General features: G+C 69.9%; 15 protein-coding genes. 6 read left to right on the top strand and 9 right to left on the bottom strand.

The genetic code is table 11. The annotated features are described in order from the left end of the window. Positions 1 to 98: 98 nt before the first annotated feature. Complete coding sequence (gene parC / locus BGO22_RS07840) at positions 99 to 2,444, bottom strand: DNA topoisomerase IV subunit A (protein WP_286849924.1); 2,346 nt, start codon at positions 2,442 to 2,444, stop codon at positions 99 to 101. Then, positions 2,444 to 4,411 carry a DNA topoisomerase IV subunit B gene (locus tag BGO22_RS07835; protein WP_070398782.1) on the bottom strand — a complete coding sequence of 656 codons (1,968 nt, stop codon included), beginning with the start codon at positions 4,409 to 4,411 and terminating at the stop codon, positions 2,444 to 2,446. The genes parC and BGO22_RS07835 overlap by 1 nt, the downstream gene beginning before the upstream one ends. A 168-nt stretch (positions 4,412 to 4,579) precedes the next feature. Between BGO22_RS07835 and BGO22_RS07830 the strand changes: the two genes are divergently transcribed. The 5 genes from BGO22_RS07830 (at position 4,580) to bamC (ending at position 8,682) form a co-directional block, all read left to right on the top strand. Next, complete coding sequence (locus tag BGO22_RS07830; RefSeq protein ID WP_070398783.1) at positions 4,580 to 5,815, top strand: MFS transporter; 1,236 nt, start codon at positions 4,580 to 4,582, stop codon at positions 5,813 to 5,815. Then, entirely contained in the window at positions 5,812 to 6,021 is a 210-nt protein-coding gene (locus tag BGO22_RS07825) for a hypothetical protein (RefSeq protein ID WP_139147021.1), read from the top strand. Before BGO22_RS07830 ends, BGO22_RS07825 begins: the two co-directional genes overlap by 4 nt. Further along, positions 6,021 to 6,575, top strand: coding sequence for a class I SAM-dependent methyltransferase (locus tag BGO22_RS07820; RefSeq protein WP_070398785.1), 555 nt, complete (start codon positions 6,021 to 6,023; stop codon positions 6,573 to 6,575). The genes BGO22_RS07825 and BGO22_RS07820 overlap by 1 nt, the downstream gene beginning before the upstream one ends. Positions 6,576 to 6,644: 69 nt before the next feature. Next, on the top strand, positions 6,645 to 7,532 hold the full coding sequence (gene dapA / locus BGO22_RS07815) for a 4-hydroxy-tetrahydrodipicolinate synthase (RefSeq protein WP_070398786.1): 888 nt from the start codon (positions 6,645 to 6,647) through the stop codon (positions 7,530 to 7,532). A 55-nt stretch (positions 7,533 to 7,587) separates the two neighbouring features. Further along, entirely contained in the window at positions 7,588 to 8,682 is a 1,095-nt protein-coding gene (bamC, locus tag BGO22_RS07810; protein ID WP_175442827.1) for an NlpB/DapX family lipoprotein, read from the top strand. 28 nt (positions 8,683 to 8,710) lie between these two features. On the opposite strand, the gene BGO22_RS07805 is transcribed toward bamC, so the two are convergent. Together BGO22_RS07805 and BGO22_RS07800 are read right to left on the bottom strand one after the other, a co-directional pair. Then, positions 8,711 to 9,235, bottom strand: a complete 525-nt coding sequence (locus BGO22_RS07805; RefSeq protein WP_070398788.1) for a hypothetical protein — start codon at positions 9,233 to 9,235, stop codon at positions 8,711 to 8,713. Between the two features lie 13 nt (positions 9,236 to 9,248). After that, positions 9,249 to 10,397, bottom strand: coding sequence for a JmjC domain-containing protein (locus tag BGO22_RS07800; RefSeq protein WP_286849916.1), 1,149 nt, complete (start codon positions 10,395 to 10,397; stop codon positions 9,249 to 9,251). A gap of 38 nt (positions 10,398 to 10,435) precedes the next feature. Here BGO22_RS07800 and BGO22_RS07795 point away from each other — a divergent pair, with 38 nt between their 5' ends. After that, complete coding sequence (locus BGO22_RS07795) at positions 10,436 to 10,975, top strand: FKBP-type peptidyl-prolyl cis-trans isomerase (protein WP_070398790.1); 540 nt, start codon at positions 10,436 to 10,438, stop codon at positions 10,973 to 10,975. 114 nt (positions 10,976 to 11,089) lie between these two features. Here BGO22_RS07795 and dut read toward each other — a convergent pair whose 3' ends face one another. From dut to BGO22_RS07770, 5 genes are all read right to left on the bottom strand, one after another. Then, complete coding sequence (gene dut / locus BGO22_RS07790; RefSeq protein ID WP_070398791.1) at positions 11,090 to 11,539, bottom strand: dUTP diphosphatase; 450 nt, start codon at positions 11,537 to 11,539, stop codon at positions 11,090 to 11,092. Between the two features lie 10 nt (positions 11,540 to 11,549). Continuing rightward, entirely contained in the window at positions 11,550 to 13,349 is a 1,800-nt protein-coding gene (locus BGO22_RS07785) for a TRAP transporter large permease (RefSeq protein ID WP_070399200.1), read from the bottom strand. Between the two features lie 11 nt (positions 13,350 to 13,360). After that, positions 13,361 to 13,957 (bottom strand): TRAP transporter small permease subunit, encoded by a 597-nt coding sequence (locus BGO22_RS07780; RefSeq protein ID WP_070398792.1) that lies wholly within the window; start codon positions 13,955 to 13,957, stop codon positions 13,361 to 13,363. A 148-nt stretch (positions 13,958 to 14,105) separates the two neighbouring features. Then, complete coding sequence (locus tag BGO22_RS07775) at positions 14,106 to 15,185, bottom strand: TRAP transporter substrate-binding protein (RefSeq protein WP_070398793.1); 1,080 nt, start codon at positions 15,183 to 15,185, stop codon at positions 14,106 to 14,108. A gap of 170 nt (positions 15,186 to 15,355) precedes the next feature. Continuing rightward, a partial coding sequence (locus BGO22_RS07770; RefSeq protein ID WP_286849912.1) for a transketolase C-terminal domain-containing protein occupies positions 15,356 to 15,667 on the bottom strand: 312 nt, incomplete at its 5' end.

Here is a 15,667-nt window from a genome sequence, read left to right as displayed (position 1 = left end):
GGCCTGAACAGGCTGCGCGCGATCGCGTGGCGGCGCAGCGCGTCGAGGGTCAGGGGCTTGGCCATCGGCAACGGAAGGAACCGGTGTGGCCGCGCGGCTTACTCGACCCGCGTGACCCGCGAAGGTTTGAAGCCCAGGTCCGCCGCCTTGCCCTTGCGGCCGCGCGCGGCGCGGGCGTTGTTCAGGCTGCGGATCTCCAGCGTTTCCTCGCGCTCCTTGCCGCCGCGGCCAACGCCTTCGATCTTCACGCTGCGGATGTAGGCGGCGGCGCCGGCCAAGGTGTCCTTGGGCTCCAGGTCGATCAGCATGAGGCCGCGGCCGCCCTTGTCCATCTGCTTGAGTTCGGTGATCTCGAAGGTGAGGATGCGCCCGCCCGTGGAGGCGCAGCACACGTGCGTGGCCGGCACCAGCGGCTGACCGCCCGAGGAGAAGGCCGCGTGCGAGGGCGCGCAGGGCGTCTCGCCCTCGCCCAGGCTGATGAAGGTCTTGCCGCCGCGCTGGCGCGACACCATGGACTCCACCGTGGCGATGAAGCCGTAGCCGCCGCTGCTGGACAGCAGCAGCGCCGCGTTCGCCGGTCCCGCGAAGTAGTGCAGCGGCTGGGTGCCGCTTTCCAGGTCGATCAGCGTGGTGACGGGCTGGCCGTCGCCGCGCGCGCCGGGCAGGCTGGCCACGGGCACCGAATAGACGCGGCCGTTGCTGCCGACCACGATGAGCACGTCCACCGTGCGGCATTCGAAGGTGCCGTACAGGCCGTCGCCGGCCTTGAAGGCGAAGGCCGAGGCCTCGTGGCCGTGGCCGGTGCGCGCGCGCACCCAGCCCTTGCTGGACACCACCACGGTGACCGGCTCGTCCACCACCTTGATCTCGGCCACGGCCTTCTTCTCGGCCTGGATCAGCGTGCGGCGCTCGTCGGCGAAGGCCTTGGTGTCGGCCTCGATCTCCCTGACCATCAGGCGCTTGAGGCTCGCGGGGTTGGCGAGGATGTCCTCCAGCTTGGCCTGTTCCTCGCGCAGGTTCTTGAGTTCCTGCTCGATCTTGATCGCCTCCAGCCGCGCGAGCTGGCGCAGGCGGATTTCGAGGATGTCCTCGGCCTGGCGGTCGCTGAGCCGGAAGGCCTCGATCAGCGCGGCCTTGGGCTCGTCGCTGTGGCGGATGATGCGGATCACCTCGTCGATGTTGAGCAGCACGAGCTGCCGGCCTTCGAGGATGTGGATGCGGTCCAGCACCTTGTCGAGGCGGTGCTGGGAGCGGCGCGTGATGGTGGCCTGGCGGAATTCGATCCACTCCACCAGCATCTGCCGCAGCGATTTTTGCACCGGCCGGCCGTCGAGCCCGATCACCGTGAGGTTGATCGGCGCCGAGGTTTCCAGGCTGGTGTGCGCCAGCAGTTGCGTGATGAGCTCCTGCTGCTCGATGCGGCTGCTCTTGGGCTCGAACACCAGGCGCACCGGCGCGTCCTTGCTGGACTCGTCGCGCACGCCGTCGAGCACCGCGAGGATGCTGGCCTTGAGCTGGTTCTGCTCCTGCGTGATCGCCTTCTTGCCGGTCTTGAGCTTGGGGTTGGTGAGCTCTTCGATCTCTTCCAGCACCTTCTGCGTGCTGGTGCCCGGCGGCAGCTCGGTCACCACCATCTGCCACTGGCCGCGCGCCAGGTCCTCGATCTTCCAGCGCGCGCGCACCTTGAGGCTGCCGCGGCCGCTGCGGTAGGCGTCGGCGATGTCGCCGGCCGGGCTGATGATCTGGCCGCCGCCCGGGTAGTCGGGGCCGGGCACCAGGGCGAACAGCTCTTCGTCGCTGAGCCTGGGACTCTTGATCAGCGCCACGCAGGCCTCGGCGACCTCGCGCAGGTTGTGGCTGGGCACCTCGGTGGCCAGGCCCACGGCGATGCCGCTGGCGCCGTTGAGCAGGTTGAAGGGCAGACGCGCGGGCAGCTGCCGCGGCTCGGTGGTGGAGCCGTCGTAGTTGGGCACGAAGTCCACCGTGCCCTCGTCGATCTCGTCGAGCAGCAGGCCGCTGATCTTGGCCAGGCGGGCCTCGGTGTAGCGCATGGCCGCGGCGCCGTCGCCGTCGCGCGAGCCGAAGTTGCCCTGGCCATCGATGAGGGGGTAGCGCTGCGCGAAGTCCTGCGCCATGCGCACCAGGGCGTCGTAGGCGGCCTGGTCGCCGTGCGGGTGGAAGCGGCCGAGCACGTCGCCGACCACGCGCGCGCTCTTGACCGGGCGCGCGGCCGCGTTGCCGCTGTAGCCCAGGCCCATGCGCTCCATGCTGTAGAGGATGCGCCGCTGCACCGGCTTCTGGCCGTCGCACACGTCGGGCAGCGCGCGGCCCTTGACGACGGACAGCGCGTACTCGAGGTAGGCGCGCTGGGCGTAGGCCGCCAGGCTGTCGTCGGGTTCGGCCGCGGGCGCCAGCGGCAGTTCGGGGGTGTTCACATCAGACATCAGATATCCACCTCCACGGCGTCACCGTGAAGTTCCATGAGTTCGCGCCGCGCCGCGGCTTCGCCCTTGCCCATCAGCTGGGTGATGCGCGCCTCGGTGGTGGCGAAGTCGTGCGCGCCCAGGGTGACGGGCAGCAGGCGGCGGGTGTCGGGGTTGAGCGTGGTGTCCCAGAGCTGCTCGGCGCTCATCTCGCCCAGGCCCTTGAAGCGGCTGACCTGGCACTTCTCGGCCGGCACGCCTTCCTTGGCGGCCTTGTCGAGCGCGGCGTGCAGCTCGCCATCGTCCAGCGCGTACACCTTGGCCGCGGGCTTCTTGCCGCGTGCGGGAATGTCCACGCGGAACAGCGGCGGGCGCGCCACGTAGACGTTGCCCGATTCGATCAGCTTGGGGAAATGGCGGAAGAACAGCGTCAGCAGCAGCACCTGGATGTGCGAGCCGTCGACGTCGGCGTCGGACAGGATGCAGACCTTGCCGTAGCGCAGGCCGCTCAGGTCGGGCGAGTCGTTGGGGCCGTGCGGGTCGACGCCGATGGCGACCGCGATGTCGTGGATCTCGTTGTTGGCGAACAGGCGGTCGCGCTCCACCTCCCAGGTGTTGAGCACCTTGCCGCGCAGCGGCAGGATGGCCTGGCATTCCTTGTCGCGGCCCATCTTGGCGCTGCCGCCGGCCGAGTCGCCCTCGACCAGGAAGATTTCGTTGTGGCTGAGGTCGCGGCTTTCGCAGTCGGTGAGCTTGCCGGGCAGCACGGCCACGCCGCTGCCCTTGCGCTTCTCCACCTTCTGGCCCGCGCGCTGGCGCGTCTGCGCCGCCTTGATGGCCAGTTCGGCCAGCTTCTTGCCGTGTTCCACGTGCTGGTTGAGCCAGAGCTCCAGCGCCGGCCGCACGAAGCTGGACACCAGGCGCACCGCGTCGCGCGAGTTCAGGCGCTCCTTGATCTGGCCCTGGAACTGCGGGTCGAGCACCTTGGCCGAGAGCACGTAGCTGGCGCGCGCGAACACGTCCTCGGGCAGCAGCTTCACGCCCTTGGGCAGCAGGGCGTGCAGCTCGATGAAGCTCTTGACCGCCTGGAACAGGCCGTCGCGCAGGCCGCTGTCGTGCGTGCCGCCGGCGCTGGTGGGGATGAGGTTGACGTAGCTCTCGCGCACGGGCGCGCCGTCCTCGGTGAAGGCCACGCACCAGGCGGCGCCCTCGCCCTCGGCGAAGCTGTCGTGGCCGGCCTCGGCGAAGCCCTCGCCTTCGAACATGGGGATCACCGGATCGGCGGTGAGCGTCTGCTGCAGGTAGTCGCGCAGGCCGCCCTTGTACTGCCAGGTCTGCGTCTCCTTCGTCTTCTCGACCACCAGCTGCATGGTCACGCCGGGCATGAGCACGGCCTTGCTGCGCAGCAGGTGCACCAGCTCGTTCATGGGCAGCGTGGCCGATTCGAAGTACTTCGCATCGGGCCAGGCGCGCACCGAGGTGCCCTGCTTGCGGTCGCCCTCGCCGCGCGGCGCCACGGCCAGCGGCTCGATCACGTCGCCGCCGGAGAAGGCCAGGCGCGCCACCTGGCCGTCGCGAAAGCTGGTGACCTCCAGCCGTTTGGACAGCGCGTTGGTCACGCTCACGCCCACGCCGTGCAGGCCGCCCGAAAAGCTGTAGGCGCCGCCCTTGCCCTTGTCGAACTTGCCGCCCGCGTGCAGGCGGGTGAACACCAGCTCGACCACCGGGGCCTGTTCCTCGGGGTGCAGGCCGAAGGGAATGCCCCGGCCCTCGTCTTCCACGCCAACCGAACCGTCGGCGTGCAGCGTGACCTTGATCTTCTTGCCGAACCCCGCCAGCGCCTCGTCGGCCGCGTTGTCCAGCACTTCCTGAATGATGTGCAGCGGGTTGTCGGTGCGGGTGTACATGCCCGGCCGCTGCTTGACCGGCTCCAGCCCCTTGAGGACGCGGATGGAGCCTTCCGAATAGGTGGAGGGGGTGCTTGCCATGGGCGCGGATTGTAGGGGCGGACGGCGAAAACCACTGGATGGATTCCCAGCCCTTCTGTCGGCGCGGGCCGGCGATGCCCTGCGCGCAACAAAAACGCGCAGAAATTTCAATCGCCCCTGCCTCCCCCGCGACGCCCGGGGCGAATGGCCCTTGGGCACAATCCGCCGATGACCACCGCCACCCCGGGCGCGCCGCGCCTCTCCGCCACCCAGGTCCTGCTCTGCGGGGCCCTGATCGTCACCTTGTCCATGGGCATCCGTCACGGCTTCGGCCTGTGGCTGCAGCCCATCACCCAGGCCCAGGGCTGGACGCGCGAGACCTTCGCCTTCGCGCTGGCGGTGCAGAACCTGGCCTGGGGGGTGTTCGGCATCTTCGCCGGCATGGCGGCCGACCGCTTCGGCGCCTTCCGCGTGCTGCTGGTGTGCGCCGGCCTGTATGCCCTGGGCCTGGCGGGCATGGCGCTGTCCACGTCCACCCTGTCGTTCGCGCTCACCACGGGGGTGCTGATCGGCGCGGCCCAGGCCGGCACCACCTACGCCGTCATCTACGGCGTGATCGGCCGCCAGATCGCGGCCGAGCGCCGCTCCTGGGCCATGGGTGTGGCCGCGGCCGCCGGCTCCTTCGGCCAGTTCCTCATGGTGCCGGTGGAAGGCTGGCTGATCGCGGGGCTGGGCTGGCAGAACGCGCTGCTGGTGCTGGCGGTGGCGGTGCTGCTGATCGCGCCGCTGGCCATGGGCCTGCGCGAGCCCGGTTTCGCGGGCAGCGCGCCGGCCAGGCGCGAGCAGACCATCGCCCAGGCCCTGCGCGAGGCCTTCCAGTACCGCAGCTTCCAGCTGCTGATGGCGGGCTATTTCGTCTGCGGCTTCCAGGTGGTGTTCATCGGCGTGCACATGCCCAGCTACCTCAAGGACAACGGGCTGTCGCCCCAGGTGGCCAGCTACGCGCTCGCGCTCATCGGCCTGTTCAACGTCATCGGCACCTACGCCGCTGGCGCGCTGGGCCAGCGCATCGCCAAGCGCCACATCCTGGCCTTCATTTACCTGGCGCGCGCGCTCGCCATCGCCGGCTTCCTGTGGGCGCCGCTCACGCCCCTGAGCGTGTACGTGTTCTCCTCGGTGATGGGCCTGCTGTGGCTGTCCACCATCCCGCCCACCAACGCCACCGTGGCGCAGATCTTCGGCGTGGCCCACCTGTCCATGCTGGGCGGCTTCGTCTTCTTCAGCCACCAGATCGGCAGCTTCCTGGGCGTGTGGCTGGGCGGCTACCTCTACGACCGGACCGGCAGCTACGACATCGTCTGGTACATCGCCATCGCCCTGGGCGTGTTCGCGGCCATCGTGAACCTGCCGGTGCGCGAGGCGCCGATCCTGCGCGGGCCGCGGCGCGTGGGAGCCAGCGCATGAACATGGACCCCCACGCTCCGCCGCTGTGCGGGTCGCTGCCCCCCGGGGGGGCTGAGCCGCCTTCGGGCGGCCGGGCGGCGGCTCGGCTGTGGCAGCGCGGCCTGGTCTGGACCGCGGCGCTCGCGGGCCTGCTGGCCACGTTCGCCCTGTACCAGCGGCCCGACTTCCTCGTGGACCTCGCCGACCGGCTCTGGAGCTGCTTCTGATGCACGGCACGCCAGTGCCATCGGCCTGGGTACGGCGCTGGTCCCACCTGGTGCCGGCGGGCGGTGCGGTGCTGGACGTGGCGTGTGGCCACGGACGCCACCTGCGCTGGTTCGCGCAGCGCGGCCACCCGGTGACGGGCGTGGACCGGGACCCCGAGGCCATCGCCGCCATCCAGGGACTGGGCCGCGCCGTGCAGGCCGACATCGAGAACGGCCCCTGGCCTTTCGAGGGCCAGCGATTCGCCGGCGTGGTGGTCACCAACTACCTGTGGCGCTCGCTGATGCCCCGCCTCCTGGACAGCGTGGCCGAGGGCGGCGTGCTGATCTACGAGACCTTCGCCATCGACCACGCCAGCGTCGGCAAGCCCTCGCGGCCCGACTTCCTGCTGCGCCCCGGGGAACTGCTCACGGCCGCCAGCGGTCTTCGCATCGTGGCCTATGAAGACGGTTTCTGCGCGGCCCCCGACCGCTTCGTGCAGCGCCTGGCGGCGGTGCGCGAAACCCGTTCCCGCGAGGCAGCACCCGCTCGGTACCCCCTGGATGCCGCTGGGTAGAATGCTCCGCTTATCCGCCCCTCGAGGGCGTCCAGCGCGCGCCCGGCCGCGCTGACACACCGATCCGCCATGCAAATGATCACCGGCAGCATCGTGGCCCTGGCCACCCCGTTCAACCCCGACGGCAGCGTCGACTACCCCGGCCTTCGCAAGCTGGTCGACTGGCACATCGCCGAAGGCACCGACTGCATCGGCGTGGTCGGCACCACGGGCGAATCGCCCACGGTCACGGTGGAAGAGCACTGCGAAATCATCCGCGTCGCGGTGGAGCAGGCCAACAAGCGCGTGCCCATCATGGCCGGCTGCGGCGCCAACTCCACGGCCGAGGCCATCAACCTCGCCAAGTTCGCGCGCGGCGTGGGGGCCGACTGCCAGCTGCAGGTGGTGCCTTACTACAACAAGCCCACGCAGGAAGGCCAGTTCCAGCATTTCAAGGCCATCGCCGAGGCCACGGGCGACCTGCCCATCGTGCTCTACAACGTGCCCGGCCGCACCGTGGCCGACATGCAGCTCGACACCGTGCTGCGCCTGAGCCAGGTCAAGGGCATCGTCGGCATCAAGGAAGCCACCGGCAACATCGAGCGCGCCCAGTGGCTCATCCGCGAGGCGCCGGCGAACTTCGCCATCTACTCGGGCGACGACCCCACCGCCGTCGCCCTCATGCTCTGCGGCGGCCACGGCAACGTGAGCGTCACCGCCAACATCGCGCCGCGCGCCATGCACGAGCTCTGCGTGGCCGCCGTCGCGGGCGACGCGAAGCAGGCCATGGCCATCCAGAAGCGCCTGCTGCCCCTGCACAAGCAGCTCTTCTGCGAATCCAACCCCATTCCGCTCAAGTGGGCCATGGCCCGCCTGGGCCTGTGCGGCGAGACCATGCGCCTGCCGCTCACGCCCATGTCGCGCCAATACGTGCCGCAGGTCGAAGCCGCGCTGCGCGAGTCCGGCCTGCTGAGCTGATTCCCCCCATCCACCGATGCCCCGCCCTTCCATGCCTTCGTCCGCCGTCCGCACCGTGAGCCAACTCCATCGCCTGGGCCTGATCGCGTGCGCCGCGCTGCTCGCCACGGGTTGTTCCATCCTCAAAGAGGACAAGATCGACTACAAGACCGCGCAGGAAGGCAAACGGCTGGACGTGCCGCCCGACCTGACGCAGCTCAGCCGCGAGTCGCGCTACGTGGTGCCGGGCTCGGCCGTCACGGCCAGCGGCTTCCAGGCCGGCCAGGCCAATGCCGCCGCCGCGCAGGGCAGCGGCACCGCCACCGTGGAGGTGGGCGACGTGCGCATCGAACGCGCCGGTTCGCAGCGCTGGCTGGTGGTCAACCGCCCGGCCGGCCAGCTGTGGGGGCCCATCCGCGACTTCTGGCAGGAGAACGGCTTCCTGCTCGAAACCGACCAGGAAACCCTGGGCATCATGGAAACCGACTGGGCCGAGAACCGCGCCAAGCTGCCGCAGGACATCATCCGGCGCACCATCGGCCGCCTGTTCGACAGCCTCTATTCCACCGGCGAGTACGACAAGTTCCGCACCCGCCTGGAGCGCAACGCCAGCGGCGGCACCGAGATCTACATCACCCACCGCGGCATGGTCGAGGTCTACACCAACCAGCGCGAGAACCAGACCGCGTGGCAGCCCCGCCCGGCCGACCCGGAGCTCGAAGCCGAGTTCCTGCGACGCCTGATGGTCAAGCTCGGCGTGAGCGAGACCCAGGCCCAGGCCGTGGCCGCCACCGCGCCCGCGAAGTCACAGGCCGCGCGCGTGACCACGGTGAACAACCGGCCCGCGCTGCAATTCGACGACAACTTCGACCGCGCCTGGCGCCGCGTGGGCCTGTCGCTGGACCGCAGCGGCTTCACGGTGGAAGACCGCAACCGCAGCGAAGGCACCTACTTCGTTCGCTACGTGGAACCGGCCAAGCCGGGTGAGAAGCCCGGCTTCTTCGCCCGCATGTTCGGCGCCGACGACAAGCAGCCCACGCCGCAGCGCTACCGCATCGTCGTCAAGAGCGAGGCCGAGCTGACCACGGTGTCGGTGCTCGACGCGCAGGGCCAGCCCGACGCGTCGGCGAACGCGCAGCGCATCGTTCAGCTGCTCGCCGCGGATCTGTAAACACCCCCGCCGCGCGTCGCGCGCGGCCTTACAGGCCCAAGGTAGTCGGCGCGAAGGCTGGCCGCCCCTTCATCCACCACTCGTCCAGGCGCTCGTGCAGCGCCACGCGGCGCTCGGGCGCGCGGCTGGCCACCAGGCTGCAGCGCACCGGGTCCAGTCGTTCCAGCGTCCAGTCCGCGGTCCAGATCACGCCGGGCAGTTCGTGCGGCGAGGCCTGGGGCACGGCGTGGGCCTCGATCAGGTGGGACCAGGTGGTGCGCCAGGCCGTGAAGCGCGGGTGCAGCGTGCGCAAGGCGCTGAAGTCGCGCGCCAGCAGGCGCATGCGGCGCCCCCGCTGGGCCCAGGCGTTCAGCCCCGCGATGACCGAGCGCTCCCCGAGCGGCCAGTCGGCGAAGTCATCGTCCACCAGCCAGAGCATCGGCCAGGCCTGCGAGGCCGCCACGCCAATGGCCTGGCGCACCGCGTCGGCGAAGGCCACGCGGCCGACCAAGCGGCCCTCGGGCAGTTCCACCGGATCGGGCGCGGGGCTGTCGCGGGCTTCGGTGTCGGGCATGGGCCTCCCTCGCTCACTCGGGTTCGTGGTGCAGCCAGCCGGCCGCGAACCAGTCGGCCAGCACGGCCAGGGCTTCGGCGCTGGCGCTCCGGGTATCGCCCGCGCTCAAGCGTCGCTGGTCGGCCAGGCGGCGCATGAGGCGCGCGTCGGCGCCACCGGCGCGCAGGCCTTCCCCATTGATGAACACGTGGCGGTCGTCGTACATCATGCGCGTGCGCCGATCCAGCCGCAAGGCGCCGGGCGTCCAGGCGCCGGCGGGCTCGTCGAACCAGGTGTGGGGCTTGGGCTCGGTCATCACCTCGCCCAGGGCCAGCGCCAGCGCATCGCGCTCGCCCAGCAGGCGCTGCAGCGCGTCGGCCGCGAAGGCCTGCAGGCCCTCGGGCAGCCGGGCGGGCTGCGCGGTGGCGGCCTGCGCCGGGTCGCGGTAGAGGGTGTCGTCCTCCAAGGCATCGGCCATGCGCTGCAGCAGTTCGCCGGCCAGACCGCCGCGCTGCGGCGCGCGAAAGCCGATCGAGCAGGTCATGCAATCACCGCCCACGGCCTCGCCGTCGTGCGCCCAGCGCGGGGGCAGGTAGAGCATGTCGCCGGGCTCCAACACGAACTCTTCTTCGGGCTCGAAGTGCTGGAGGATCTTGAGCGGCACGCCGGGCCGCAGGCTCAGGTCCTTCTGGCGGCCGATGCGCCAGCGCCGCCGGCCCGTGGCCTGCAAGAGGAAGACGTCGTAGCTGTCGAAATGCGGGCCCACGCCGCCGCCCTCGCTGGCCCAGGACACCATGAGGTCGTCCAGCCGCGCGTCGGGCACGAAGCGGAAGCGCTGCAGCAGCGCGTGCGCGGCGTCGCTGTGCAGGTCCACGCCCTGCACCAGCAGCGTCCAGCGCGGCCGGTTCTGCGGCGGCAGCGCGCGCCGCGCGAACGGGCCGTGGCGCAAGCCCCAGCCGGCGCGGGCGTGCTCGACGAGCCGCGACTCGACACCCTCCCGCCCGGCCAGCTCGAACAGGGCGGTGCGCGCCAGCGGCGGCTGGAAGCCGGGGATGGCCTGGCGGATCAGCAGGGGCTTCTTCTGCCAGTGGCGGCGCATGAAGCGCTCGGGGCTCAGGCCGCCGAGCAGGGCCAGCGGTTCGTCGGACAGGGGGGCGGGCCTCGGGCCGGTGTTGGGGCTCATGGGAGAATTGTCCGATGAAATCCGACGCCGCTTCCCCGATGGCCGTGACGCCCCAGTGCGTCGTGGCGCTCTCCTGGACCCTGAAGGACACGCTGGGCGAGGAACTCGACGTGCTGGAGGAGCCGGTCGAATTCCTCGTCGGCGGCAACGACCTGCTCGGCAAGATCGAAGAGGCCCTGCAGGGCCACGTGGCCGGCGACACGCTGGACCTGCACCTGGAGCCGCTCGACGCCTTCGGCGACTACGACGACCAGCTGCTGTTCCTGGAGCCGCGCGACCGCTTCCCCAAGCAACTGGAAGAGGGCATGGGCTTCGAGGGCCTGCCGCCCGGTTGCAACCCCGCCGCGCCGCGCGACCGCCTCTTCTTCGTGAGCGACATCTACCCCGACCACGTGGTGCTCGACGGCAACCACCCGCTCGCGGGCATCGCCATCCGCATCCACCTCAAGCTGCACGCGGTGCGTGAGGCCACGGAGGAAGAGATCGGCCAGGGCACGCTGGGCGCGGGCTTCTTCCGCACCCAGCTGGACGTGACGGACCCGGCGCAGTCGCCGCCGGTCCCGCCCACCCTGCACTGACAAGAAACACCCCCGCCGCGCTTCGCGCGCCCCCTCAAGGGGGCGGCGCCTGCGGCCCGGCAAAGCCGGTTCCGCGGCGCTTCTTGGTGGCGTGGCTGGTGCGGCGGAGGTTCTTCAGCCTCGTCCTGTCGAGCCGTAGCCGCCCGCCCCGCGCGCGCTCTCGGCCGCGAAGTCGTCGACCACGTTGAAGCGCGCCTGCACCACGGGCACGATGACCATCTGCGCCAGGCGCTCCATGGGCTCGATGGTGAAGGCCACGTCGCTGCGGTTCCAGGCGCTCACCATGAGCTGGCCCTGGTAGTCGCTGTCGATCAGGCCGACCAGGTTGCCCAGCACGATGCCGTGTTTGTGGCCCAGGCCCGAGCGCGGCAGGATCAGCGCCGCGTAGCCCGGGTCGGCCAGGTGGATGGCCAGGCCCGTGGGCACCAGCTGCCAGGCGTTGGGCGCCAGGTGCAGCGGGGCGTCCAGGCAGGCGCGCAGGTCCAGCCCGGCGCTGCCCGGTGTGGCGTAGGCCGGCAGCTGGCCCGCCATGCGCGGGTCGAGGATCTTGACGTCGATCTGCATGCGCTCGGCCTCAGTTGCCTTTGGGTTTCAGCGCGTCTTCCAGCGCCTTGTTCGGGTCGACCTCCGCCGGCGCCGCTTCTTCGGGCTCGGGCTTGAGCCCGTCGGCGGACGGCTCTGCCGACGGCGTCTCTTCCTCCGTGCCGTAGCCGCTGTCCTCGGACGGTGGCGCCATGTCGCGCAGCAGCTCCTGCACGGCCTGGTTGTCCACCTTGACGGGCGCGCCCAGGCTGCCGACCACGATGCCCGGGTTGAGCATGACCACCGCGACCATGATCAGTTGAAGGACGATGAAGGCGATCGAGCCCTTGTAGATCTGCGCCGTGGTGACGGCCGGGATCAGCTGGCCGGTGACCTTGTCGGTGTAGTCCTGCCGCGCGGCCACGCTGCGCAGGTAGAACAGCGCGAAGCCGAAGGGCGGCGTGAGGAAGGAGGTCTGCATGTTCATCGCCAGGATCACGCCGAACCAGATCAGGTTGATGTCCAGGCTCTGGGCCACGGGCACCAGCAGCGGCACCACGATGAAGGCGATCTCGAAGAAGTCGATGAACATGCCCAGCACGAACACCAGGAAGTTCACGACGATCAGGAAGCCCATCTGCCCGCCGGGCAGCTTGTCGAACAGGTGCTCGACCCAGATGTGGCCGTCGGCCGCGTTGAAGGTGAAGCTGAACACCGTGGAGCCGATCAGGATGAACAGCACGAAGATGGACAGCTTGGTGGTGCTCTCCAGCGCCTCGCGCAGCAACTTGAGGCTCAGCGTTCGCCGGCCCGCGGCCATGATGAGCGCGCCCAGCGCGCCCATGGCGCCGCCCTCGGTGGGCGTGGCCACGCCCAGGAAGATGGTGCCCAGCACGAGGAAGATCAGCACCAGCGGCGGGATCAGCACAAAGGTCACCTGCTCGGCCAGGCGCGAGAGCAGGCCCAGGCGGAACAGGCGGTTGAGCAGCGCCAGCACCAGCGCCAGTACCGACGCGACGCTGATGGACATGATCACCACCTCGTCGCCACCGGGCGCCATCTGGCGACCGATCAGGGGATTGATGATGGCCTCGTGGTTGCGGGCCCAGAACCAGCCGGCCACCGCGCAGATCACCAGCAGCACCAGCAGCGAGCGGTGGCCCGAGGCGCCGCTGGGCTCCGAGTAGATGCGCGCTTCCTTGGGCAGCGCCGGCACCCACTTGGGCAGCACGATGGCCACCACGGCGATGAACAGCAGGTACAGGCCCACGAGCATCAGACCCGGGACCAACGCGCCGGCGTACATGTCGCCCACCGAGCGGCCCATCTGGTCGGCCAGCACGATCAGCACCAGCGAGGGCGGGATGGCCTGCGCCAAGGTGCCCGAGGCCGTGATGGTGCCCATGGCGATGGTGCGGTTGTAGCCGTAGCGCAGCATGATGGGCAGCGAGATCAGGCCCATGGAGATGACTGCGGCGGCGACCACGCCGGTGGTGGCCGCGAGCAGCGCGCCCACGAGAATCACCGCCACGGCCAGGCCACCGCGCACCGGGCCGAACACCTGGGCCACGGTCGACAGCAGCGCCTCGGCCATGCGGCTGCGCTCCAGGATGATGCCCATGAGTGTGAAGAACGGGATGGCCAGCAGCGTCTCGTTCTGCATGATCCCGAACACGCGCAGCGGCAGGGCCTGGAACAGGCCGGGCGGAAAGAGCCCGATCTCCATGCCGACGTAGCCGAAGAACAGGCCAGTGGCCGCGAGGGCGAAGGCAACCGGGAAGCCCGACAGCAGGAAGGCCAGCAGGCCGCCGAACAGCAAGGGCACGAAGTTGTGGGTAAGGAATTCGACCATGGCGCGCTCGCTCAAGCCTTCTTATGGGAGGCGGTGTCGGCCTCGGACATTTCTCGCACCAGGAAATCGGCCTCTTCGGGCTCCTTGTGGGCCAGCACGTCGGGGCCTTGGCCGCTCAGAAACGCCGCGCGCTTGACGATCTCGGAGCAGCCCTGCAACAGCAGGATGGCAAAACCCAGCGGAATCAGCAGGTACACCGGCCAGCGGATGAGGCCGCCGGCGTTGGACGACATCTCGCCCGACGCCCAGGCGCGCGCGAACACGGGCCAGCCTTCGTACATCATGAGCAGGCACAGGGGCGCGAGGAAGATGACGATGCCGGCGATGTCCACCCAGTTGCGTTGGCGCGCGCTGAACTTGGACGACAGGAAGTCGATGCGCACGTGCGCGTTGCGCAGGAAGGCGTAGCCGCCGCCCAGCAGGAACACCGCGGCGAACAGGTACCACTGCACCTCCAGCCAGGCGTTGGAGCTGGTGCCGAACACCTTGCGGACGATGGCGTTGACCGCGCTGATGAGCGTGGCCGCGAGAACGAACCACATCATCAGGCGGCCGATGCGGTCGTTGATGGCGTCGATGAGTCGAGAGATCGAAAGTAAGGCTTGCATGTGAACCCCATGGGTATGGGCGTGGGCCGCGCGGCGGTGGCCGCTTGGCCGGGGGCCCCGCGGGCGTGTCACCCGCGGGACAGGGGCCACGAAGGCCCGAGAAAAAAACCCCGCCGTGGCGGGGTGCCGGCCCGGGGGCCGGCGAGGCTCAGAGCTTAGCCGATTGCATGTAGCGGTCGAACTGGGCCTCGGTGAAGCGGAACCACAGGTTCTGGTCCCGGCGGAAGTTCGAATAGTCGGCGTAGATCTTCTTCCAGTGGGGGTTGGAGGCGTTGAGCTCCTCGTACAGGCCCATGGACTCCTTGAAGGCCAGGTCCATGATCGGCTTGGGAAAGGCCAGCACCTTCGCACCGCCGGCCACCAGGCGCTTGAGGGCCGCGGGGTTGCGCGCGTCGTAGCGGGCCTGCATCACCGTGTGGGCGTGCGAGGCCGCGTTCTCGACCATGGCCTTGTGTTCGGCCGACAGGCCGTTGTAGGCGGCCTTGTTGACGTAGAACTCGAGCTGCGCGCCACCTTCCCACCAGCCCGGGTAGTAGTAGTTCTTGGCAACCTTCTGGAAGCCCAGCTTCTCGTCGTCGTACGGGCCCACCCATTCGGTGGCGTCGATGGTGCCCTTCTCCAGCGCCTGGTAGATCTCGCCGCCGGGGATGTTCTGCGGCACGCCGCCCATGCGCGTGAGCACCTGGCCGGCGAAGCCGCCAATGCGCATCTTCAGGCCCTTGATGTCGGCCGCGGTCTTGATTTCCTTGCGGTACCAGCCGCCCATTTGCGCGCCGGTGTTGCCGCCGGGGAAGTTGACGATGTTGTACTGGTCGTAGAACTCGCGGAACAGCTTGAGGCCGTTGCCGTCGTACATCCAGGCCGTGAGCTGGCGGCTGTTCAGGCCGAAAGGAATGGCCGTGGCCATGGCGAAGGTCGGGTCCTTGCCGAAGAAGTAGTAGGGCGCCGTGTGGCCCATCTCCACCGTGCCGGCCTGCACCGCGTCGACGACGCCGAGCGCCGGCACCAGTTCGCCCGGCGCGTGCACGCTGACCTCGAACTTGCCGCCCGACATCGCCTTGATGCTGGTGGCGAAGACGTCGGCGGCGCCGTGGATGGTGTCCAGTGCCTTGGGAAAGCTGGATGTCAGGCGCCAGCGGATGGTGGCCTGGGCGTGCACCGCAGGCGCGATGCCGGCGGCGAGCACGCCGGCGACTCCGGCATGCCGGATAAGAGAACGACGGTCCATGTGTTTCAACTCCGTGGTGGTTATGTCGGCCCGCCACTGCGTGCGGGCGCCCCAGAGGGCCACGGAATTCTAGAAATCGGCCCCGCGCTCACCTCGGGGGTTTTCCCTCGAAGCGAGGGCTTGTCCGGGGGGAAGCGTTCAGCCTGGCGTCAGGCTGAGTCCGGCCTGGGTCAGGCCACGACCTTCAGGCCCGACGCACCGTCCAGGAGCGCGCCGAAGCGCTCGCGCACGCTGCGCTCGATGCCGGCGGCGTCCAGGCCCTGCAGGGACAGCAGCTTGGCCGGATCGCCGTGTTCGATGAAGCTGTCGGGCAGGCCCAGCGCCAGCACCGGCAGCGCCAGGCCCTCGGCCTGCAGCGCCTCCATCACGGCGCTGCCGGCGCCGCCCATGACGCTGCCCTCTTCCACCGTGACGATGGCCTCGTGCGTGCGCGCGATCTCGCGCAGCAGGTCGGTGTCGAGCGGCTTGGCCCAGCGCATGTT

This window comes from Hydrogenophaga sp. 70-12 (assembly GCF_001897365.1).
Classification (GTDB): domain Bacteria; phylum Pseudomonadota; class Gammaproteobacteria; order Burkholderiales; family Burkholderiaceae_C; genus Hydrogenophaga; species Hydrogenophaga borbori.
Note: the sequence above shows the minus strand (reverse complement) of the source record. Positions and strands in the feature narration are given on the sequence as shown.